Origin of the sequence: Micromonospora sp. CPCC 205554 (genome assembly GCF_036902745.1) — a bacterium.
Lineage (GTDB): Bacteria > Actinomycetota > Actinomycetes > Mycobacteriales > Micromonosporaceae > Micromonospora > Micromonospora tulbaghiae.
The window spans coordinates 161,653-182,332 of the sequence record NZ_JBAKHP010000007.1 but is presented as its reverse complement, the minus strand read 5'-3'; the positions used below and the strand labels follow the sequence as shown (position 1 = coordinate 182,332).

The window sequence follows — 20,680 nt, the reverse complement described above, 5'->3', positions numbered from 1 at the left end:
CGCTGTGCTGGTGATCTCGGCAGCCTGTGGACAACGCGGTGGACAACCGGTGCGCGGCCAGTGGAACGGGTAGGGACAGGCGTCGCCAACTCGGTTAGGGTCAGCGTCGTGCCGGACACCCCTCCCTCAGTTCCCGACTTCACTCAGTGGCCGTCCTTCCCCTTCGAGGGCGATCTCCGCGTCAAGCAGCTCGACGAGCCCGTACCGTTCGAACCTCCCCGCCGTGGCGAGGCGGACCGGGAGTGCACCGCCTGCAACGCGCCCGACGAGGCGTACATCTGGGTCGGTGAGCGGTGGCGCGTCCGCGCCATGGACCGGCCCACCGGCCTGCCGATGGTCCTGATCCTGGAGTCCCGCTCCCACCTGGATCTGGGCGACCTGCCGAACCTGCTCGCCGCCGAGCTGGGCGTGATGACCGTCCGCCTGGAGCGGGCCGTGCGCTCGCTCGACGGGGTGGCCCGCGTCCACGTGAACCGGTGGGGCGACGGCTCGGCGCACCTGCACCTGTGGTTCCTGGCCCGGCCGTACGGGCGGCTGCAACTGCGGGGCACGTTCCTGTCGCTGTGGGACTCGATCCTGCCGCCGATCTCCGAGGACCAGTGGCGGGAGAACCTGGCGATGGTGGCCGCGTGGCTCGCCGAGTTCGGTGGCCGCCCGTTGGCCGAGCCGCCGCGCATCCAGTGGCAGGCGCCGTCGAGTCTCTCCCCGACCTCCCCCGCGAACGCCGCTGAGGAGCCCGAGGAGGAGTCCGTGTCGGTGATCGAGGCTGCGGACGAGATCCCGGAGTCCGACGCGGCAGCGGACCTCTCAGACGCCTCGGCGGACCCGTCGGAGCCCGGCCCGGCAGCGCAGGCCGGCCCCTCGCCGGACGACGCATCGGGCAGCTCGCCGAGCAGCGCCCAGAACAGCGCGCCGGAGAGGGAGGAAGAGGCCGAGGTCGAGCCGGAGAACGCCCCGAACGATCAGCAGAGCGCGACGCGTACCCCGCAGAGCTGAGGTCAGCGGCGGGCGGCGGCCCGGGTCACGAGTGTGCCGAGGACGCGGCCGAAGTCCAGCCCGGCCGCCTGGATCGCCAGCGGCAGCAGCGACGTCTCGGTCATGCCCGGGGAGACGTTGACCTCCAGCACGTGCGGATCGCCTCCACCGTCGACGATCAGGTCGACCCGGGACACGTCGCGCAGCCCGAGCGCGGTGTGCGCGGCGAGCGCCACCTCGGTCACCCGAGCGGTCGTCGCGGCGTCCAGCCGGGCGGGCGCGTGCCAGGTGGTTCGCCCGGCGGTGTAGCGGGCCGCGTAGTCGTAGACGCCGTTGCGCGGCACGATCTCGACCGGGGGCAGGGCCTGCGGCCCCTTGCCGAGGTCGAGCACGGAGACCGCCACGTCCATCCCGGGGACGTAGCGTTCCACGAGCGCGGTCTGGTCGTACGCGAAACAACCCACCATCGCGGCCGGCAGCGACGCCGCCTCCCGGACCACGGCGGCGCCCAGTCCGGAACCGCCCTGCGCGGGCTTGACCATCAGCGGCAGCCCGAGGCGGTCGACGATCCGGTCCAGGACGGCCACTGCGCCCAACTCGGAGAAACGGTCGTGCGGCAGCGCCACCCAGTCGGGCGTCGGGATGCCCGCCTCGCGCAGCACCGCCTTGGCGGACGGCTTGTCCCAGGCGAGGCGGGAGGACCGGGCGTCGCAGCCGACGTAGGGCACGTCCCAGAGGTCGAGTACGCCGCGCAGCGAGCCGTCCTCGCCGGTGGCGCCGTGCAGGGCGATCACCACGGCATCCGGCGGGTCAGCGGTCAGGGCGGGCAGCAATGCCACGTCGGCGTCGCGCAGTTCCGCGTCGACGCCGACGGCGCGCAGCGCGTCGAGCACCCGGCGCCCCGACCGCAGTGAGACGTCCCGTTCGTAGGAGAGGCCGCCCGCGAGCACGAGTACGTGCAACTCGTCGGCTGCGGATCCGGTCACGGGAGGCGGTGCGGCGGGGCTGTCGGACATGCGGGCATCATGCCAAGTCGGGACCGGGCGCGTCCGAACCGCCCTGGCGGCGGCGGGGTCCGGCGCCGCCGACCGCGCCGAAGACCTTGCGCATGGCGATCTCCTGCTCCATCACCCCGGCCAGCCGGCGCACGCCCTCGCGGATCCGCTCCGGCGTCGGGAAGGAGAAGTTGAGCCGCATGTTCCCGGTGCCGGTGCCGTCGGCGTAGAAGCCGGTCCCCGGCACGTACGCGACGCGGGCGGCCACGGCACGCGGCATCATCGCCTTGGAGTCGAGCCCGTCGGGCAGCGTCGCCCAGACGAACAGGCCGCCGCGCGGAGTGGTCCAGGTGGTGCCCTCCGGCATCAGGTCGGCCATCGCGTCGAGCAGCGCGTCCCGGCGCTCGCGGTAGACCTCGCGGTAGACCTTGAGCTGCTGCCGCCAGGGCATGGTGCCGAGGTACGTCGAGACGGCCGACTGCGCGTAGGCGCTCGGGCAGAGGATCTGCGCCTCGCTGGCGATGACCAGCTTGTCGCGGACCGCGTGCGGGGCCAGGATCCAGCCCACCCGCAGGCCCGGCGCGAACGTCTTGGAGAACGTGCTCAGGTAGAAGACCCCGTCGCGCCGCCGGGCCCGCAGCGGCCTGGGCGCCTCACCCTCGAAACCGAGCTGACCGTACGGGTCGTCCTCCACCACGAGCAGCCCGGCGCGCTCACAGATGTCGAGCACCCGTTCGCGCCGCTCCTCGCTCAGCGTCACGCCGGCGGGGTTCTGGTAGGTGGGGATGGTGTAGAGGAACTTCACCCGCCGGCCGGCGCGCGCCAGGTCGGCGATGGCCACCTCCAGCGCCTCCGGGATGAGCCCCTCGTCGTCCATCGGCACGTGGGCGACCTGGGCCTGGGCGGCCTGGAACACCCCGAGCGCGCCGACGTACGTCGGGCCCTCGGCGAGCACCACGTCACCCGGGTCCAGGAAGAGGCGGGCCACCAGGTCGAGGGCCTGCTGGCCGCCGACTGTCACCACCACGTCCTCCGGGGAGGCGCCGCAGGAGGCGTCGATCCCGGACAGGGACATCACCTCGCAGATCCGCTCGCGCAGCTCGGGGGTGCCCTGGCCGATGCCGTACTGGAGGGTGGTGGCGCCGTGCTCGGAGCCGAGCCGGCCGAGCATCTCGCCGACCGCGTCCAGCGGCAGCGCAGCGATGTAGGGTGCCCCACCGGCGAGCGAGACGACCTCCGGCCGGCTGGCCACCGCGAAGAGCGCCCGGATCTCCGAGGCGGTCATCCCGCGGACGCGCCGGGCGTACCGGTCGGTGTAGTCGTCGAGCGTCGTGCCGGTCATGGACATCACCTCGATCGGGTGTCGGCGGGGCTGCCGCCCGGTGTGGTACCCGCGATGCCGACATCCATTGGCGGCGGGGGCCGGTTGGTCGATCGTAGTCCCCGGTGACGGTCGCGGCACCGGCCGTGTGGACACGTCCACATCCCGGACCCGCCGTCGGCCGTCCGGGCGGGGGTTCGCGCGTTCCCTCCCGTACCGCCGGACAGGGGCGTACGATCGCTCGTCGGGAGCAGGAGGGCGCGGGACACACCGACGCTCCGAGCCTATTGGTGGGGTGCGCTCATGTCGCGACGTCTGGTCAGCCTGACCCTGGACACGCTGGAGGACCTGCCTCGATCCTGCCGGCGTTGCGTCTACTGGGAGCTGGATCCGGTCTCCGCCGAGCGTGCCTGCGCCGCCGGCGACCCGGGCCTGGAGAAGGAGGCGTGGGTCTCCCAGACGCTGCTGGAGTGGGGCTCCTGCGGGAAGCTCGTCTACGTCGACGGCATGCCCGCCGGTTTCGTCATGTACGCGCCGCCGGCGTACGTTCCGCGCTCGATGGCGTTTCCCACCTCGCCGGTCTCGGCGGACGCGGCGCTGCTGATGACGGCGCACGTGGTGCCCGCCTTCGCCGACGGCGGACTGGGCCGGATGCTCGTGCAGGGCGTGGCCCGCGACCTGACCAAGCGCGGCATCAAGGCGATCGAGGCGTTCGGCGACGCGAAGTTCGGCGACGACGCGGACGCCCCGGGCCGCGCGTGCGTGGCGCCCGCCGACTTCTTCCTCTCGGTGGGCTTCAAGACGGTCCGGCCGCACCCGCGCTACCCCCGCCTGCGGCTGGAGTTGCGTACGGCGCTGAGCTGGAAGTCGGACGTCGAGTACGCGCTGGAGAAGCTGCTCGGCTCGATGAGCCCGGAGACGCTGCTGCGGCCGGTCCGCCCGGCGCCCGCCACCCGTTCGACGAGCTGAGTCGCGGGTCAGTCGACGACGGTGCCGGCGGCGACGATCGCCCGCAGTTCGCTCACGTCGATCGAGCCGGTCGGCACGTCCCGCTCGATCGGCAGGTACATCCGCTGCACCCCGGCCACGATGGCCTCGACCACCCGGTCCCGGAAGCGCGGGTCGACGAGCCGCGCCCGGTCGTCGGGTGAGGTGAGGTAGCCGACCTCGACGCGTACCGCGGGCATCCGGGTGAGCCGGAGCAGCTCCCAGGCCTTGGCGTGGGTACGGCAGTCGCGCAGCCCGGTGCGGGCCACGATCTCCCGCTGCACGAGCCCGGCGAGGCGTTCCCCGGTCGCCGAGGTGACGCCGTTGTCGGTGCCGTAGTGGTAGGTGGCCACGCCCTCGGCCTCCGGGTTGGCGTGCCCGTCGGTGTGCAGCGAGATGAACACGTCGGCGCCGAGGGAGTTGGCGAGCTGGGCCCGGTCGGCGTCCGGCAGGCAGTCGCCGGGTGACGGGCCCCGGGTGAGCTGCACCCGTACGCCGGCTGCGGCGAGCCGCCCCTCCAGCCGGCTGGCGAGGTCGTGCACGAGGTCCGCCTCGTTCCAGCGCAGCGTGCCGTCGGGCACCACCACACCCGGGTCGGTGCCGCCGTGCCCCGGGTCGATCACCACGGTCCGCCCGACGAGCGTCGGCCCGGCCTGCCGGATGGCGTCGGACTCGCGCAGCCACTGCGGGCGCCCGCCGACCACCTTCCGGCCGAGGCGGCGCAGGGCGTTGACGGTGTGCGGCCCGCACGAGCCGTCCGGCTTGAGGCCCATCTCCCGCTGGAACTGCGCCACCGCGCGGGAGGTGCGGATGCCGTAGATGGCGTCGGCGCGTCCCACGTCGTACCCCATCTCCAGCAGGCGTTCCTGGAGCGAGCGGACGTCCTCGCCGGTCAGCGGCTCCGGTACGGCGTGGTAGAGGGCGCGGGCGCCGAACCGCCAGCGGGCCGCGTCGAGCGCCCGCCAGGTCTCGGCGCCGACCCGCCCGTCGACGCTGAGGCCGCGGGACTGCTGGAAGGCCCTTACCGCACGTTCGGTCTGGGCGTCGTAGTCGTCGCCTCCGGCCTCGGCGGGAAGAAGTTCCAGGCCGGCGAGGACGGTACGGATCTCGGCCACCGCCGGTCCCTGGTCACCGGGTCGGATCGGACGCACGACGACCCCCTCTGCACGGACGGTGGCGGACCGGAACTCCGACGGATGCTTACGGAGCGTACCGTGGCCGATACCCGACGGGTTCGCGTTCATGCAGGTCAGGAAAGCCGGAACCCCCGCCACCGGGCGTGGTGACGGGGGTTGCGGCGGTGTCGGTACGGCTCAGAGAGCCGACTCGATGAGCTTGACCAGCTCGCCCTTCGGCTTGGCGCCGGCGATCGACTGCACCGGCTGGCCGTTCTTGAAGATGGTCAGCGTCGGCACCGACATCACCCGGTAGGCGCGGGCCGTCTCCGGGTTCTCGTCGATGTTGAGCTTGACGATGGTGACCTGGTCCTTCATCTCGCCGGCGATCTCCTCCAGCAGCGGCGAGACCTTGCGGCAGGGGCCGCACCACTCCGCCCAGAAGTCGACCAGCACCGGCTTGTCGGACTGCAGCACGTCGCTGACGAAGCTGGCGTCCGTGACCGCCTTGGTTGCTCCCACTATGAACTCTCCTCCTCCGAACCTTGCTCGTGGAACTCTCAGCCCTGGATGGTGGCGATGAACCGCTCGGCGTCCAGCGCGGCGGCGCAGCCGGTGCCGGCCGCCGTGATGGCCTGCCGGTAGGTGTGGTCGACGACGTCACCCGCCGCGAACACACCGGGCACGCTGGTACGGGTGCTGGGGGCCTGCACCTTCACGTATCCCTCGTCGTCCAGCTCCACCTGACCGCGGAACAGCTCGCTGCGCGGGTCGTGCCCGATCGCCACGAACACGCCCGTGACGTCGAGCACCTTGCTCTCGCCGGTGTGCACGTTGCGCACCCGTACGCCGTTGACCTTGCCGTCGTCGCCGAGGATCTCCTCGACCACTGTGTTCCACTCGACCTTGATCTTCTCGTTGCTCAGCGCGCGGTCGGCCATGATCTTGCTGGCGCGGAACGAGTCGCGGCGGTGGAGGATGGTCACCGACTCGGCGAAGCGGGTGAGGAAGCTGGCCTCCTCCATCGCCGAGTCGCCGCCGCCGACCACCACGATGTGCTGGTTGCGGAAGAAGAAGCCGTCACAGGTGGCACAGGACGACACGCCGTGGCCGAGGTATTCCTGCTCGCCCGGCACGCCCAGCGGGCGCCAGGCCGAGCCGGTGGAGAGGATGACGGCGCGGGCGCGGTAGGCGGTCTCGCCCACCCACACGGTGCTCACCGCGTCCGAGCCGATCTCGCCGGTGTCCTTCAGCTCGACCCGCGTCACGTCGTCGGTGAGGAACTCGGCGCCGAAGCGCTCGGCCTGCTTGCGCATGTTGTCCATCAGCTCGGGGCCGAGGATGCCGTCCGCGAAGCCGGGGAAGTTCTCCACCTCGGTGGTGGTCATCAGCGCGCCACCCGACTGCACGCCCTCGATCACCAGGGGCTTCAGGTTGGCGCGGGCGGCGTAGACCGCCGCCGTGTAGCCGGCCGGACCGGAGCCGATGATGATCAGGTTGCGGACCTCGTCCACTGCCGTCTCCCGATGTGTGTGTTCGTCACCGGCCGCACCGATGTCGATCCCGAGTGCCGACGGCTCTAGGGGCGCCGGCGCCTGACTTGCAGAACGCCATCGTACGAAGCGGGGATTCCCGAGCCGGTCATCCGGTGGGTCAGGTCACGTGGCGGGACAAGCGTCGTGACCGCGTTTTCACCCTACCCGCGTCCGGAACCGCGTGTCCGCGCCGGACCCGGGTACCCCGCACTCCGGCCCGCTCACCCAGCCCCAGCGGGCGCCGTCCGCGTCCGCGAACGTCACCACGAGCGCCGGTACGCCCTGGAAGCGGGCGTAGTCGACCATGTTCACGGTGAGCGGCCCGGAGCCGTGCTCGGCCCCGATCGCGGTGAGGCACGCGGCGAGCGTCTCCGGCCGGGTCAGCCGGTCCAGCCCGCCGGGGGCGCTGAGGCGTCGGCCCTCGCTGTACAGGGGCGTCTCCGCACCGTCCTTCGCCGCGCCGGACGGCCCGGCCATGTCCCCCGGCATCGACTTCGCTCCGGCGGGCACCCGGCCGACGGCGAGGCGTTCCGGCGTCCAGTCGGTGCCGCTGCGCATTGCCGGTCCGGTGGTCCGGTACGGCGCGCCGGCCATCGGCGCCGCCTCCCGGGCCGCCTGGTCGGCCGTACCGCCGTCGCCCGAGTCGGCCATCCGGCCCACACCGAGCCCCACCGCGGCGACCGAGGCCGCGGCCAGCGCCACCGGCCCGGCGATGCGGGCCCAGCGCCGGGGACGGCGACCGGGTCCGCTGTGCCGGTCTGGGCGGGGTGCCGTGCCGGGTGGACGGCCGGCGCCGCCGGACTGCGCCGGGACGACCGGCGTACCGTCGCGCAGCGCGGGGCCGGCCCCGGCGAGCGCCGCCGTGATCCGGTCGGCCACCGCCTGCGGCATCTCCGGCGCGGGGGCCGCGGCCCAGCCGGCCAGGTCGGCGCCGACCAGGTCGACCGCGTCGGCGAGATCGGCGTACGCGGCCCGCCACGCCGGGTCCTGCTCGACCAGCCGGGCCACTGTCGCCTGCTCGGGGGTGTCGTCCAGCGCCCCGCCGAGGTAGTCGGCGAGCAGGTCGTGGTCGACCTCGCTGAACTCCCGGGAAGTCACGGCTCCTCCTGGCTGACGGCCTGACGGGACGCTCCCGACGAGGATCCGACGCCCTCGGGGCGCCTGCGGTTCCCGGGAGTGAGCCGCGGCACGTCGTCGGCCGGGTCGTCGGCGCCGGTACGCAGGTGGCCGAGCAGCACGGCGAGGCGGGCCCGGCCACGGGCGCACCGGCTCTTCACGGTGCCCTCGGCGACGCCGAGCATGGCGGCGACCTCGGCCACCGGGTAACCCTGCACGTCGACCAGCACCAGCGCGGCCCGCTGTTCGGCGGGCAGTGCCGCGAGCGCCTGCCGGACCACGAGCGCGGTGTCGTGGTCGCGGGCCGGCGCGGCCGGTTCCGGACCGCCGGTGTGCCGGCCCGGTTCGCCGTCGGTGTGCACGCCGTCGGGCAGCGGGACGGTGGCGTGGGTCTGCCGTCGCCGGATCCGGTCCAGGCAGGCGTTCACCACGATCCGGTGCAGCCAGGTGGTGACCGCCGAGTCGCCCCGGAACCGGGCCGCCGCGCGGTGCGCCGACAGCATGGCGTCCTGGAGGGCGTCGGCGGCCTCCTCGCGGTCGCCGATCGTGCGCAGCGCGACCGCCCAGAGGCGGTCCCGGTGCCGTTGGAACAGCTCGGTGAAGGCGTCCCGGTCACCTGCCGCGTGCGCCCGGAGCAGTTCCAGGTCGGAGCGGCCGGGCTGCCCGCCGTCGCGTTCCGCCATCACCACATCCGAGGGAGGTGGCGCGGCGGGGACGGCAGCCGGGTCACGAGCCCTGGACCGTGATCTCCTGGACGCCGAGCTTCCAGCTGTTGCCGCTGTCCTTCGCCGGCAGCTTGGTGATCCAGAACAGCAGGTACTGGTACTTCTGGTCGGGCTCGAACGCGTTGAAGATCATCTTGGTGCCGCCGTCCTCGTTCGGCGGTCCGACCACCGTCGAGTAGGCGTTCACGAGCTGCTTGTCGCCCGAGGAGGTGGACGGGAAGTCGCCGCGGGTGCCGGTGCGAAGCTCGACGGTGGCGCCGGTGGCCGAGAGCGTGGCCTCCAGCTGCTTGACCGTGTGCGGGGCGCCCAGGTCGATCCAGACGCCCATGCCCTTCTTGAGGCCGCCGAACTTGGCGTTGGTGCGGTAGCTGTTGGTCTCCCAGCCGTCGTCGTCGTCGCCGTCGATGACCTTCTCGGCGTTGCGCACCTCGGCGCGGTCGCCCTCAGGATCGATGATCCGTACGTCCTGGATGGTGATCTTGCGGACCTGCGCGGCGGGTTCGTCCCCGCCCCCGGTGGCCGGCGCGCTGTTCGACGGCTGGGCGACCGGCTCCTTGTCGCCGTCGTCGCCACCACCGAGCGCGTTGATGCCGATGAGCAGCCCGACCAGGGCCACAGCCAGCAGGCCGGCGATGCCGATGGCGACCTTGCGGCCACCGGCCGCGGCCAGCGGGGAGGGCTCCTCGCCGGGGTCGGCGGTGAAACGCAGCGGGCCGGCCTGCTCCAGGAACTGCTCGTCGGCCGGGATGTCGAGCCGGCTCAGCTCGGCGGCCAGCACGTCCGACGACGGCGGCGCGATCTCCGGGTCGAGCAGGTCCATGGTGAGGTCGTCGAGGTAGGCCGGCACACCGGCGCGCATCTGCCGGGGCGCGGCGATGGCGCCACCGGCGTCCCGGACGGCGTCCGGCAGGGCGGCGCGGCCGTGCCCGGCGGTGGCGCCGTGCAGCGGGGCCTCGCCGTGCGGCCAGTGCCCGGTCAAGGCGAAGTAGAGCACCCCGCCGACCGCGCGCAGGTCGTTCTCCTGGCTGTCCGCCCCGTCGGTACGCGCGTCGGCGAGCACCACCCGGCCGTCGTCGCTGATCATGACGGTGCCGGGGTGGAGGTTGCCGTGCACCATGCCGGTGGCGTGCACGGCGGCGAGGGCGCTGGCGACGGCGTTGCCGATGGCGGTGGCCCGGGCCGGGTCCAGCGGCCCGTCGGCGGCGACCATCTCGCGCAGCGACTGCCCGTCGACCCACTCGCGGACCACGTAGGCCCGGTCGTCCTCGTCGATCGCGTCGTAGACACCGACCAGGTTGGGGTGGATGACGCGGCTGGCGGCGACCGCGGCCTGAAGCATCTCGGTGGCGGAGTCGCCACCCGGGTAGCGGAGGACCACGGCGACGGGACGGCGGAGCACCACGTCGACACCGCGCCAGACCAGCCGGCCCGCGCTGTCGTTGTTGATGTGCTCGACCAGTTCGTACCGCTCCGCGAGCAGCTCACCGACCGTGGGAGCACCGAAGGTCACGACCGCAGGAGAGGTCTCCTCCGCTTCCTGACCCTCGCCGACCTGGGTCACCCGTCCTCCCTCGGTGATCGCGTCGATCGATGGACCCGTGCTGCTGGGCATGTGGCTTCCCGCTCTGCCTTCGGTGGAACGGCCGGCGGTCTCGACACCCGCGTCGATCCCGGTCGTACCCGTCGAGAGCGACCTTACCCGGGATGCCCGGTTCTCCGACATGTCATCTTCCCGCTGTGACCGGCCGGAAGGCCAGTCGCCACGGGCCCCGGCCGGGTCGCCCGCCCACCCGGCGGGCAAGCCGGACACGCACCGTCAATCTAAAGGTTGGCGGCAACGAGGCGGCACAGGGGCGTACCGGTGCGGCGGCGGGGAGGTTTACCCCGCCCCGGCCTGCGCTCCCTCGTCCGTACGGTTGGTTGTCCACAGGCCGAGAGGCCCAGTGGACGGCGGAATTCCAAGTTATCCACAGCCGTATCCCCAGCCTGGTGATCCTCGTTCACCGTCGGTCACCGAGGGGGTCAACGCCCGAGTCGCCGCCGGACCATCCCGACCACCTCGGTGATCTCGCCGATCCGCAGCACCATGGCGAGCCCGAGGTAGGTCGCCCCGATCGCCGCGCCGCCGATCACCAACTGGACCGCGGCGGCGAGCCAGCTCAGGCTCGCCGGGTCGCCGGGGAGCACCGCCACCACGAGCACACCGACGAGCGCCGCGCCGAGCGCCGCCACGACCACCCGGCCGAGCGTCCGCATGATCCCGCCCAGCCCGATCCGGCCCACCCGGGGCCGCAGCAGCATCGCCGAGATGATCGCCGCCGCCAGGTACGACACCGCGTTGCCGAGCATCATCCCGGCCGCCGCGAACGTGTTCGAGAACAGCAGGAACAGGCCCACCTGGAGCAGGACGCGCAGCGCCACCACCGGAATGTTGATCAGAGCCGGGGTACGGGTGTCCGGCAGCGCGTAGAACGCGAAGGTGAAGAGCTGGCTCACCGCGAACGGCACCAGGCCGAGCGCCGCCACCAGCAGCACGGTCGAGGTGGCCACCGCGTTGTCGCCGGTGAACGCGCCGTACCGGAACACCACCACCGAGATCGGGGCGGCCAGCACCGCGTAGCAGACCGCGATGGGCGCGAGCACCGCGGTGACCATCCGGGTGCCCCGGGACAGGTCGGCGGTGACGTCGTGGAACCGGTTCTCGGCGGCCGCCGCGCTCATCCGGGGCATCAGCGCGGTGATGATCGAGACGGCGATGATGCCGTGCGCCATCATCAGCAGCAGGAAGACGTTGTTGTAGATCAGCAGGCCGGCGTTCTCGCCGTCCCCGCCGGTGGCCCGGTTGAGCAGGTTGACCACCACGAAGAGGCCGAGCTGGTTGACCGCGACGTAGCAGAACATCCAGGCGCCGAGCCGGGCCAGCTCGCGCAGCCCCAGCTCGCGGAAGTCGAACCGCGCCTTCCACCGGAAGCCGACCTTGCGCAGCGCGGGCAGCAGGCCGACCGCCTGCACCGCCACGCCCAGCAGCGTGCCGCCGCCGACCAGCAGGATCCGGTCCCAGCCCACCTCGCCGGGCCGGAGTCCGGTCGCGCCGAAGACGACGATGTACAGGCCGAACGTGCCGATCGAGACGAGGTTGTTGAGGATCGGCGCCCACATCGGGGCGGCGAAGTGCCCCCGGGTGTTCAGCACCGCGGCGATCAACGCGCTGATGCCGGTGAAGAACAGCATCGGCAGCATCAGGTACGACAGCCGGGTGACGAGCCTGGTGTACGCCGGGTCGTCGCCACCGGCCGCGTACACGGCGGTCAGCACCGGGGCCAGCAGCACCGCGATCAGCGCGGTCGCTGCGAGCGCCAGCACCGCGAGGGTCAGCAGGCGCTGCGCGTACGCCTCGCCCCGGTCCGCGTCGATCTTGCGGCGGCGGACCAGCACCGGCACCAGGACGCTCGTCAGCACGCCGCCGAGCAGGAACTCGTACACCTGGTTGGGCAGGAACTGGGCGGTGGTGAACGCGTCGCCGACCATGGTGCCGAGCGCGGCGCCGATCATCAGGTTGCGGACGAAGCCCGTACCCCGGCTCACCAGGCTGCCGACGGCCATCACCGCGCTGTTCGCCGCGGCGCTGGTCTCGGCGACCACCTCCTGCGGCGGCGCGACGGCCTCGACGCCGGGCTGGTTCAGCGGCTCGGCGGAGATGAAGGTGGCGCCGTCGTCCGGCGGCAGGCCGCCGCCGTGCGCGTTCGCGCTGCGGTAGAGCCCGCCGCTCATCTGCCAGCCTCCAAGGGGTACGTGGCGACCGGGCCCGGCCGGCCCCGCCCAACCGGAACCTTAGTCAACCCGGGCCCGTTACCCGCGCCCGGCGCGGTCGATCCACCCCCGGCCCGATAGGCTGGCGATCCCATGTCCGAAGCCTCCGCCTCCCACGCCGCCGACCGCCGCGAACTGACCGCCGCGCAGCGCAACGCCGTCGCCGAACTGCTCCGAGTCTCACCGGTCGCCGACGAGCTGGGCCGGCGCTTCGCCCGGGCCGGTCACGAACTGCACCTGGTGGGCGGATCCGTCCGCGACGCGCTGCTCGGCCGACTCGGCAACGACCTCGACTTCTGCACCGACGCCCACCCGGACGAGACCATCAAGGTCATCCGCGGCTGGGCGGAGTCGATCTGGGAGACCGGGCGCGAGTTCGGCACCATCGCCTGCCAGCGCGACGGCCTCAACCTGGAGATCACCACGTTCCGCGCGGAGGTCTACGACCAGGTCAGCCGCAACCCGGTGGTGCAGTACGGCACCAGCCTGACCGAAGACCTCAAGCGCCGCGACTTCACCGTCAACGCGATGGCGGTCAGTCTCCCCGACCACCGGTTCACCGATCCGTACGGCGGGCTTGCGGACCTGGCCGCCAAGATCATCCGCACCCCCGGGACGCCGCAGGAGTCGTTCCGCGACGACCCGCTGCGGATGCTGCGTGCGGCCCGGTTCGCCGCCCAGCTCCGCTTCGCCGTCCACCCGGACGTCCGCGCCGCGATGACCGAGATGGCCGGCGACCTGGACCGGATCACCGCCGAGCGGATCCGGGACGAGTTCACCAAGCTGCTCTGCGGCGCCGACCCGATCACCGGGCTGCGCCTGCTCGTCGACACCGGGCTGGCCGAGCGCTTCCTGCCCGAGCTGACCGGGCTGAAGCTCACCATCGACGAGCACGCCCAGCACAAGGACGTCTACGAGCACACGCTCACAGTGGTCAGCAACGCCATGTCGCTGGAGTCCGACGGCTGCGACTTCGTGCTGCGGATGGCCGCGCTGATGCACGACGTCGGCAAGCCCGCCACCAAGGCGGTCGGCGCGGACGGCCGGGTCAGCTTCCACCACCACGAGGTGGTGGGTGCCCGGCTGACCAAGAACCGGATGAAGGCGCTGCGCTACTCCAAGGAGATCACCTCCCAGGTGGTCAAGCTGGTCGGGCTGCACCTGCGCTTCTACGGGTACGGCCGGGGCGAGTGGACCGACTCGGCGGTGCGCCGGTACGTCACCGACGCCGGTGACCTGCTGTCCCGGCTGCACAAGCTGACCCGGTCCGACTGCACCACCCGCAACCGGCGCAAGGCGGCCCAGCTCGCGGCCGACTACGACGCGCTGGAGGAGCGGATCGCCCGGATCGCCGCCGAGGAGGACCTGGCCCGGGTCCGGCCCGACCTGGACGGCAACGCGATCATGGAGCTGCTCGGCGTACCGCCGGGGCCGGTGGTCGGCCGGGCCTGGCAGCACCTCAAGGAGCTGCGCCTGGAGCGCGGGCCGCTGGACCGCGACGAGGCCGAGGCGGAGCTGCTGCGCTGGGCACGCGACGAGGGCATCACCGGCTGACGCCGGTGGCGGAATCTGACGACGATACGCCGGCGTGTCGACCGAACGGTTGACCCGTTCCGGTCGATGTCTCCCGCATGATGGGTCATCGCCAGCCGCTGGATCGACGGATGCGGCTGCGCTGATCTTCATCCGCCCGTCCGACCCGGACGGTCGCTGGACACGGGGAGTCAATTCGTGACACGTCACAGCGGCCTGCGCCGCTCCGCGCTCGTGGGGCTGGCCCTCACCAGCGCCACCTCCATCCTCTGCGCCACAGTCGCCGGGCCGGCCCTGGCCGACCCGAAGCGACCGTCGGTCCGTGGCGCCGGCACGGCCGAGGCGGTGCCCGGCCGCTACATCGTGGTCCTCAAGAACGGCAAGACCACCCCGGCCAAGGTGAAGTCCGCCGCGTCCGCGCTGGCCGGCGAGCACGGCGGCACCGTCCGCCGGGTCTTCGGCAAGGCGCTGAACGGCTACTCGGCCACCATGGACGCCCGGCAGGCCGCACGGCTCGCGGCCGACCCGGACGTCGAGTACGTCCAGCAGGTCCAGCGCTGGAGCACCGCCGGCACCCAGACCACCCCGCCGTGGGGCCTGGACCGGATCGACCAGCTCAAGACCCGGACCGATGGCAGGTACACCTACCCGTCGACCGGCGCCGGGGTGACCGCGTACGTGATCGACACCGGCATCGACATCGACCACCAGGACTTCGGCGGGCGCGCCCGCAACGGCTACGACGCGGTCGAGCAGGACGACGTCGCGCAGGACTGCGACGGGCACGGCACGCACGTGGCCGGCACGATCGGCGGTACGACGTACGGCGTCGCGAAGGGCGTCGACCTGGTCGCCGTCCGGGTCCTCGACTGCTCCGGCAGCGGCGACACCGAGCAGGTGATCGCCGGCATCGAGTGGGTCACCGCCAACGCCACCGGGCCGTCCGTCGCCAACATGAGCCTCGGCGTCGACCGCGTCGACCAGGCCGTGAACGACGCGGTCACCCGCTCGATCGCGTCCGGCATCACCTACGCCGTCGCGGCCGGCAACAGCATGCAGGACGCCTGCGGCTCCTCGCCGGCGAGCGTGCCCGCCGCCATCACCGTGGGCGCCACCGACCGGGTCGACATGCGCGCCTGGTTCTCCAACTACGGCCGTTGCCTGGACGTGTTCGCCCCCGGCACCGGCGTCGTCTCGGCCAAGGCCGGCACCAGCGCCGGCACGGAGTCGATGAACGGCACCTCGATGGCGTCCCCGCACGTGGCCGGTGCCGCCGCGCTGCTGCTGGAGGAGCACCCGGGCTGGTCGCCGCAGCAGGTGCGCGACTCGGTCGTGACCACCGGCATCGGCGGCGCGGTGCACGACGTCATGGGCTCCACCGACCGGCTGCTGCACATCGGTTCGGCCGTGACGGCACGTGGCTCGTACGGGCTCAAGGCCCGGGTCAACGGCCGCTACGTCACGGCGGAGAGCGCCGGGACGAAGCCGCTGATCGCCCGGGGCACCGCCATCGGCGCCTGGGAGAAGTACGACGTGGTCGACGCCGGCGGGGGCCTGTTCGGCCTGCGGGCGCGGGTCACGAACAAGTTCGTCACGGCGGAGAGCGCCGGGGCGAAGCCGCTGATCGCCCGCGCGGCCACCATCGGCGCGTGGGAGAAGTTCCAGATCGTCGACAACACCGACGGCACGATCAGCCTGAAGGCGGCGATCAACGGCAGGTACGTCACGGCGCCGAGCACCACCTCCCCGCTGATCGCGAGCAAGACCGCGATCGGCACCGCCGAGAAGTTCGACTTCGACGCGCCGGCGCCCCTCGTGAGCATCAAGTCGGTGGCCGGGGGCAAGTTCGTGACGGCGGAGAGCGCCGGCGCGAAGCCGCTGATCGCCCGCTCGGCGACCGTCGGCGCCTGGGAGAAGTACGAGCTGGTGAACGTCGGCGACGGCTACGGCACCTTCGGCCTGAAGGCCCAGATCAACGGCAAGTTCGTCACCGCGGAGAGCGCCGGGGCGAAGCCGTTGATCGCCCGGGGCGCCTCGATCGGCGCGTGGGAGGGGATGTCGTTCCTCGACTACAACGCCGACGGCTCGGTCTACCTGTACGCGAACATCAACGAGAAGGCGGTCACCGCCGGCAGCGCCGGCACCAGCCAGCTCATCGCGAGCCGGACCATCGACTGGAACAGCCCGACCCTGGGTCTGGGCGCCGGCGAGAAGTTCGTCGTCGCCGTGCTCTGATCCGTGGCACCGCACGACGCCCGCCGGCTCCCCGAGGGGAACCGGCGGGCGTCGTCGTCACGGGGTGACGGTGCTGCCGTCCACCGTGGTCTTGCCGTTGTGCTGCGCGCTGCTGCCCAGCCGCGCCAGCAGCCCGGCCAGGTCGATGCCGGTCAGGTCGCTGCCGAGCTGGAGACCCTGGGCGACGTTTCCGGCCACCGACTTGGTCAGCGACGACGCGCCGTCGGTGGAGATCACGGTCATCTTGTCGATCGCGCCGATCGGGGCGCTGGCCGCGCCGACCACCTCCGGCAGCACCTTGACCAGCAGGTCCAGGACGGCCGCCTCGCCGTACGCGGCGAACGCCTCGGCCTTGCGGGCCATCGCGTCGGCCTCGGCCTGACCCTTGGCGAGGATGGCCGCGGCCTCGGCCTGACCCTCCCGCTCGACCGCCTCGGCGATCGCGGAACGACGACGCTGCTCGGCCTCGCCCTCCTTCGCGCCCTCGATCGCGTTCGCCTCGGCCAGCGCGGCCCGGCGGGCCCGCTCGCCCTCACCGGTGAGGCGGGCCTGCTCGGCTGACGCCTGCGCGGCGGCGATGGTGGCCTGCCGCTGCGCGTCGGCGTTGAGCACCGCCGCGTTGCGGGCCGCCTCGGCCTCCTGCTCGACCTTGTACCGGGCCGCGTCGGCCGGCTTGCGCACCTCGGTGTCGAGCTGGCGCTGCTTCAGCTCGGCGTTGCGCTCGGCCACCTTCTGCTGCTCGGAGAGGATCGCCTGGTCCCGCTCGGCCTGCGCGAGCGGCCCGGCCGCTGCCGACTTCGCCTTCGCCGCGTCGATCTCGGCCTGGATGCCGGCCTGCTTGAGCGCCAGGTTCCGGTTCGCCTCGGCGATCGCCTCCTCGGCGAGCAGCCGCTCCTGCTCGGCCTGCTGCCGGGCCCGCGCCTCGGCGATGGCCGCGTCCTTGAGCACCCGGGCGGCCTCCGGCCGGCCCAGGTCCTGGAGGTAGGAGCCCTCGGCCAGGATGTCCTGGAGCTGGAACGTGTCCAGCACCAGGCCCTGGTTGGTCATCGAGTGCTCGGCTTCCTCGGCGACCGCGCTGGCGAACGCCGCGCGATCCCGGATGATCTCCTCGACGGTGAGCCGCCCGACGATCGAGCGCAGCGCGCCGGCGAGCACCTCGCGGGTGAAGTTGTCGATCTCCTCCTGCTGGTTCAGGAAGCGCTGGGCGGCGGCGCGGATCGCGTCCTCGGTGCCGCCGACCTTGACGATCGCCACGCCGTGCAGCTCGGTGCGGATGCCCTGCTTGCTCACCGCGCCGCGGATGCTGACGTCGATCCGGCGGCTGGACAGGTCGAGCGACTGGAGCTTCTGCACCACCGGCAGGACGAACACCGATGCACCGAGCACGACCTTCTGCCCGGACATGTCGGTGGCCCGGCCGCCGTCGGCGGTCTGGGTGGTGCGGCCCTTGCGGCCGGTGACGATGAACGCCTGGTTCGGCCCGGCCACCTTGATCCGGGACAACACGAAGAGGACGAGGACGACGGCGAGGAGGACCGCGCCGCCGATGGCGACGAGCAGGGGCATGGGCGTTCCCGTCTGTGTGGTGGTGTCAGTAGGTCTCGACGTGCACGCTGGTCTCGCTCAGGGCTTCGACCACGAAGATCCGGGTGCCGACCGGGATCGGTCCGTCGGCGCGGGCGTTGAGCTTCACCGGCTGGCCGGCGAGGCGTACCCGTACCTCGCCGTAGCCGCCGCTGGGGATCGGCGTCACCACCAGCCCGATCGCGCCGGCCAGGTGGTCGCGGGTGGGTGTGGCGTCCGTGCGCATGTTGCGGGCCGCGCGGCTCAGCCGCGCCGCCAGCCAGCCGGTGGGCACGGCCGCGAGCGCGCCGCCGGCCACCGCCGCCGCGATCATTCCAGGGGTACGACCCCCGAGCAGTTCGTTGACGATCGCGCCGCCGAAGCCGAACGCCCCGGTGAACCCGGCGGCCGCCTCCAGCGACACCGGCCCGTCGACGTCCGGCTGGCCGAGGTGGAGCACTCCCGAGCCGAGCAGGGCGAGCGTCAGCACGCCGACACCGACCCCGCCGATGATCAGGAAGATGAGCGTCCCGGTGGCCATGACCTGCACGGTATCGACGCCGTGCAACATCGACTTTGCTCAGCGGACGTTCAGCGGCGGGTCAGCGCGGCGCGATCGTCACCTCGGCGAGGGAGAAGTCCTCCGGCAGTGGCTGACGCACGAGTTCGCGGCCGGTGGTGTCGGCGAGCACGAATTCTCGCGACCCGTACGGACGACGGTAGAGCAGGCGGTCGTCACCGACCCAGACGACGTCGGCCACCGGCAGCGGATTCACCACCCGGCCGGTCGCCGCCTCCACGAGCAGCGGCTCCGTCTGCCCCTGCACCACCACCAGTTTCCCGTCCGGTGACCAGGCCCACGGCCCGGCCGGGTCGCCCGGCAGCGGCTCGAAGCGGGTGGGCCGGCCGCTGTCCGCGGCGAAGAACTGGACGCCCCGCCGGAGGTGCCGGACCGACTCGGACCGGGGACGGCTCGGGTCGGTCTGCTGGAGCAGCACCTCCCGCCCGTCCCGCGTCCAGAGGAAGAAGCAGTAGTCGGTGCACGGGTAGCGGGTGGTGTCGACGGCGTGGGAGCGCGTGGTGCCATCGGCGCTCAGCACGACGAAACCGGAATGACCGACCCGCTCACTGGTGAACAGCAGGCTGCGGCCGTCCGGCGACCAGTTCGGCGAGCCGAGCGCGCGGCCCGGCTCGTACCAGCTGGTGGTTCCCCGGGCCAGATCGACCAGGCCGACCTGCCGGGGCCGGTCGTCGTCCCAGACCGCCACCAGCGAACCGGCGGGTGCGGGCAGAACGGCGTCGTAGCGGGCGTTGCCGAAGTACCGGCCGCGTCCCCGGTCGAGCAGGTACGACGGCCCGGCGGTGCCCGTCCGCGCCCGTGTGCCGGTGACCACCCAGTCGCCGGGCAGCACCAGCGGTCCGTCCGCCCAGTCCGGTCCGGGCGCCGACCGGACGACCGGCGACGGGTCGACGGTGACCGGCGGCGCGGTCGGCGGCGGAGCGGGGCGCGGACGGAGCAGGACGAACGGCAGGGCCACGGCGACCACTGCGACGAGCACGGCAGCCGCCGCGCCGGCACGCCGGCGACGGCGCAGCCGACGGCCCCGGCCGAGCGCGCGCGACGCCAGGTCCGGTGCGGGCGCGGCGCCGTCGGCGAGATCGTGTACGGCCGTCCGGAGCGTCTCGTCCAGTGACGTGCTCATCGGGTCACCTCCGTCCGGTTCGTCAGCTCGTCGAGCCCCGGCACCAGCTTCCGGAGCCGGGCCAGCGCCTTGGTGCTCTGGCTGGCCACGGTGCCGGGGCGGCAACCGAGCAGCGCGGCCGTCTGCTCGACGCTCAGGTCCTCCAGGTAGCGCAGGGTGAGCACGGCCCGCTGGCGTGGCGGCAGTGCCCGTAGCGCGTCCCGCACCAGCAGCCGCAGGTCGCTGTCGTCGCCGGCGGCCGGTCGCTCCGGCAGTTCGGCCACCGGCACCTCCGCCCGCCGCGCCCGTCGCCGCCAGCCGGAGACCTGGTCGTGGTAGAGGATCCGCTTCACGTACGGCTCCGCGTCGCCGTGGATCCGGGGCCAGCGGACGTACGCCTTGGCCAGCGCGTTCTGCAGCAGATCCTCCGCCGCGTGCTGGCTGCCGGCCAGCGCGTACGCGACCCGCAGCAGAGCCGCTCCCCGCTCGTTGACGAACGCGGTGAACTCCCCGTCGACCTCCGCCACCGTCCACCTCCGTATCTGGGACGCCCGGGGCGGGGAAATCTTTGCCCACCGCGCGACAATGGGTGACATGCGCTGGACCGTGCTCCACTCACCGATCGGGGAGTTCTCCGTCGGCACCGACGACGACGCGGTGCGCGGCGCGCACTTCGGCCGGGTGGACGGGGCGGCCGGCGAGCCCGGTGACGCGGTGGCCCGGCTGGCGGTGGCGGAGCTGCGGGCCTACTTCGCCGGTGAGTTGACCGAGTTCACGGTGCCGGTGTCGGCGCCCCGGGGCTCGGAGTTCGAGCGCGCGGTGTGGCGGGAGATGACCCGCATCCCGTACGGGGAGACGAAGACCTACGGCGAGGTGGCGAAGGCGGTCGGCGATCCCGGCGGCGCCCGGGCGGTCGGGGTGGCCTGCAACCGCAATCCGGTGCCGGTGATCGTGCCCTGTCACCGGATCGTCGGCGCGGGCGGCAAGCTGGTCGGCTTCGGTGGCGGGCTGCCGCGCAAGGTGACGCTGCTGGAGCTGGAGGCGTCAGTGGCGCTGCGGCGCGCCTGGTCCTGACGTACGCGAAGGAA

Annotated in this window: 18 protein-coding genes; 5 read left to right on the top strand and 13 right to left on the bottom strand. The window is 72.9% G+C overall.

Annotated features, from left to right (window positions below):
• The first annotated feature begins 108 nt into the window (after window positions 1–108).
• The gene (locus tag V6U82_RS12670; protein WP_128136866.1) at window positions 109–996 is read left to right on the top strand and encodes a hypothetical protein; all 888 of its coding nucleotides are present in this window, start codon (window positions 109–111) and stop codon (window positions 994–996) included.
• A gap of 2 nt (window positions 997–998) precedes the next feature.
• Here V6U82_RS12670 and V6U82_RS12665 read toward each other — a convergent pair whose 3' ends face one another.
• Together V6U82_RS12665 and V6U82_RS12660 are read right to left on the bottom strand one after the other, a co-directional pair.
• Window positions 999–1,991 (bottom strand): D-alanine--D-alanine ligase family protein, encoded by a 993-nt coding sequence (locus V6U82_RS12665; RefSeq protein ID WP_334461007.1) that lies wholly within the window; start codon window positions 1,989–1,991, stop codon window positions 999–1,001.
• A gap of 7 nt (window positions 1,992–1,998) precedes the next feature.
• The gene (locus V6U82_RS12660; protein ID WP_128136867.1) at window positions 1,999–3,312 is read right to left on the bottom strand and encodes an aminotransferase-like domain-containing protein; all 1,314 of its coding nucleotides are present in this window, start codon (window positions 3,310–3,312) and stop codon (window positions 1,999–2,001) included.
• A 282-nt stretch (window positions 3,313–3,594) separates the two neighbouring features.
• Between V6U82_RS12660 and V6U82_RS12655 the strand changes: the two genes are divergently transcribed.
• Window positions 3,595–4,260 carry a GNAT family N-acetyltransferase gene (locus tag V6U82_RS12655; protein WP_334461006.1) on the top strand — a complete coding sequence of 222 codons (666 nt, stop codon included), beginning with the start codon at window positions 3,595–3,597 and terminating at the stop codon, window positions 4,258–4,260.
• 8 nt (window positions 4,261–4,268) lie between these two features.
• On the opposite strand, the gene V6U82_RS12650 is transcribed toward V6U82_RS12655, so the two are convergent.
• The 7 genes from V6U82_RS12650 to murJ all read right to left on the bottom strand — a co-directional run bounded on the left by V6U82_RS12650 (window position 4,269) and on the right by murJ (window position 12,540).
• Window positions 4,269–5,429, bottom strand: a complete 1,161-nt coding sequence (locus V6U82_RS12650; protein WP_128136869.1) for an N-acetylmuramoyl-L-alanine amidase — start codon at window positions 5,427–5,429, stop codon at window positions 4,269–4,271.
• Window positions 5,430–5,591: 162 nt separating this feature from the next.
• Window positions 5,592–5,915 carry a thioredoxin gene (trxA, locus tag V6U82_RS12645; RefSeq protein ID WP_013289375.1) on the bottom strand — a complete coding sequence of 108 codons (324 nt, stop codon included), beginning with the start codon at window positions 5,913–5,915 and terminating at the stop codon, window positions 5,592–5,594.
• A 38-nt stretch (window positions 5,916–5,953) separates the two neighbouring features.
• Window positions 5,954–6,907 (bottom strand): thioredoxin-disulfide reductase, encoded by a 954-nt coding sequence (gene trxB, locus V6U82_RS12640; RefSeq protein WP_128136870.1) that lies wholly within the window; start codon window positions 6,905–6,907, stop codon window positions 5,954–5,956.
• A 177-nt stretch (window positions 6,908–7,084) separates the two neighbouring features.
• Complete coding sequence (locus V6U82_RS12635; RefSeq protein WP_334461005.1) at window positions 7,085–8,026, bottom strand: hypothetical protein; 942 nt, start codon at window positions 8,024–8,026, stop codon at window positions 7,085–7,087.
• Window positions 8,023–8,727, bottom strand: coding sequence for an RNA polymerase sigma factor SigM (gene sigM / locus V6U82_RS12630; protein ID WP_334461004.1), 705 nt, complete (start codon window positions 8,725–8,727; stop codon window positions 8,023–8,025). The genes V6U82_RS12635 and sigM overlap by 4 nt, the downstream gene beginning before the upstream one ends.
• A gap of 43 nt (window positions 8,728–8,770) precedes the next feature.
• Window positions 8,771–10,381, bottom strand: coding sequence for a protein kinase family protein (locus V6U82_RS12625; protein ID WP_334461003.1), 1,611 nt, complete (start codon window positions 10,379–10,381; stop codon window positions 8,771–8,773).
• A 410-nt stretch (window positions 10,382–10,791) separates the two neighbouring features.
• Window positions 10,792–12,540 (bottom strand): murein biosynthesis integral membrane protein MurJ, encoded by a 1,749-nt coding sequence (gene murJ / locus V6U82_RS12620; protein ID WP_128137627.1) that lies wholly within the window; start codon window positions 12,538–12,540, stop codon window positions 10,792–10,794.
• A gap of 132 nt (window positions 12,541–12,672) precedes the next feature.
• Between murJ and V6U82_RS12615 the strand changes: the two genes are divergently transcribed.
• Window positions 12,673–14,133, top strand: coding sequence for a CCA tRNA nucleotidyltransferase (locus tag V6U82_RS12615; protein WP_128137626.1), 1,461 nt, complete (start codon window positions 12,673–12,675; stop codon window positions 14,131–14,133).
• A gap of 177 nt (window positions 14,134–14,310) precedes the next feature.
• A complete protein-coding gene (locus tag V6U82_RS12610) occupies window positions 14,311–16,347 on the top strand; it encodes a S8 family serine peptidase (protein WP_334461002.1) in 2,037 nt (678 codons plus the stop codon).
• 57 nt (window positions 16,348–16,404) lie between these two features.
• On the opposite strand, the gene V6U82_RS12605 is transcribed toward V6U82_RS12610, so the two are convergent.
• The 4 genes from V6U82_RS12605 to V6U82_RS12590 are packed head-to-tail and all read right to left on the bottom strand — an operon-like array spanning window position 16,405 to window position 20,119.
• Window positions 16,405–17,913, bottom strand: a complete 1,509-nt coding sequence (locus tag V6U82_RS12605; RefSeq protein ID WP_334461001.1) for a flotillin family protein — start codon at window positions 17,911–17,913, stop codon at window positions 16,405–16,407.
• A 25-nt stretch (window positions 17,914–17,938) separates the two neighbouring features.
• Window positions 17,939–18,481, bottom strand: coding sequence for an NfeD family protein (locus V6U82_RS12600; RefSeq protein WP_135244113.1), 543 nt, complete (start codon window positions 18,479–18,481; stop codon window positions 17,939–17,941).
• A gap of 31 nt (window positions 18,482–18,512) precedes the next feature.
• Window positions 18,513–19,613, bottom strand: a complete 1,101-nt coding sequence (locus tag V6U82_RS12595) for a TolB family protein (protein ID WP_334461000.1) — start codon at window positions 19,611–19,613, stop codon at window positions 18,513–18,515.
• Window positions 19,610–20,119 (bottom strand): SigE family RNA polymerase sigma factor, encoded by a 510-nt coding sequence (locus V6U82_RS12590; RefSeq protein ID WP_258545373.1) that lies wholly within the window; start codon window positions 20,117–20,119, stop codon window positions 19,610–19,612. The genes V6U82_RS12595 and V6U82_RS12590 overlap by 4 nt, the downstream gene beginning before the upstream one ends.
• A 67-nt stretch (window positions 20,120–20,186) precedes the next feature.
• On the opposite strand from V6U82_RS12590, the gene V6U82_RS12585 reads away from it, so the two are divergent.
• On the top strand, window positions 20,187–20,666 hold the full coding sequence (locus V6U82_RS12585) for a methylated-DNA--[protein]-cysteine S-methyltransferase (RefSeq protein ID WP_128138743.1): 480 nt from the start codon (window positions 20,187–20,189) through the stop codon (window positions 20,664–20,666).
• Window positions 20,667–20,680: the final 14 nt, after the last annotated feature.

Bases quoted from the DNA above. Each gene is read 5' to 3' on its own strand.
- sigM (WP_334461004.1), bottom strand. From the start codon at position 8,727: ATGGCGGAACGCGACGGCGGGCAGCCCGGCCGCTCCGACCTGGAACTG.
- V6U82_RS12655 (WP_334461006.1), top strand. From the start codon at position 3,595: ATGTCGCGACGTCTGGTCAGCCTGACCCTGGACACGCTGGAGGACCTG.
- V6U82_RS12605 (WP_334461001.1), bottom strand. From the start codon at position 17,913: ATGCCCCTGCTCGTCGCCATCGGCGGCGCGGTCCTCCTCGCCGTCGTC.
- murJ (WP_128137627.1), bottom strand. From the start codon at position 12,540: ATGAGCGGCGGGCTCTACCGCAGCGCGAACGCGCACGGCGGCGGCCTG.
- V6U82_RS12665 (WP_334461007.1), bottom strand. From the start codon at position 1,991: ATGTCCGACAGCCCCGCCGCACCGCCTCCCGTGACCGGATCCGCAGCC.
- V6U82_RS12625 (WP_334461003.1), bottom strand. From the start codon at position 10,381: ATGCCCAGCAGCACGGGTCCATCGATCGACGCGATCACCGAGGGAGGA.
- V6U82_RS12615 (WP_128137626.1), top strand. From the start codon at position 12,673: ATGTCCGAAGCCTCCGCCTCCCACGCCGCCGACCGCCGCGAACTGACC.
- V6U82_RS12595 (WP_334461000.1), bottom strand. From the start codon at position 19,613: ATGAGCACGTCACTGGACGAGACGCTCCGGACGGCCGTACACGATCTC.
- V6U82_RS12660 (WP_128136867.1), bottom strand. From the start codon at position 3,312: ATGACCGGCACGACGCTCGACGACTACACCGACCGGTACGCCCGGCGC.
- V6U82_RS12600 (WP_135244113.1), bottom strand. From the start codon at position 18,481: ATGTTGCACGGCGTCGATACCGTGCAGGTCATGGCCACCGGGACGCTC.
- V6U82_RS12585 (WP_128138743.1), top strand. From the start codon at position 20,187: ATGCGCTGGACCGTGCTCCACTCACCGATCGGGGAGTTCTCCGTCGGC.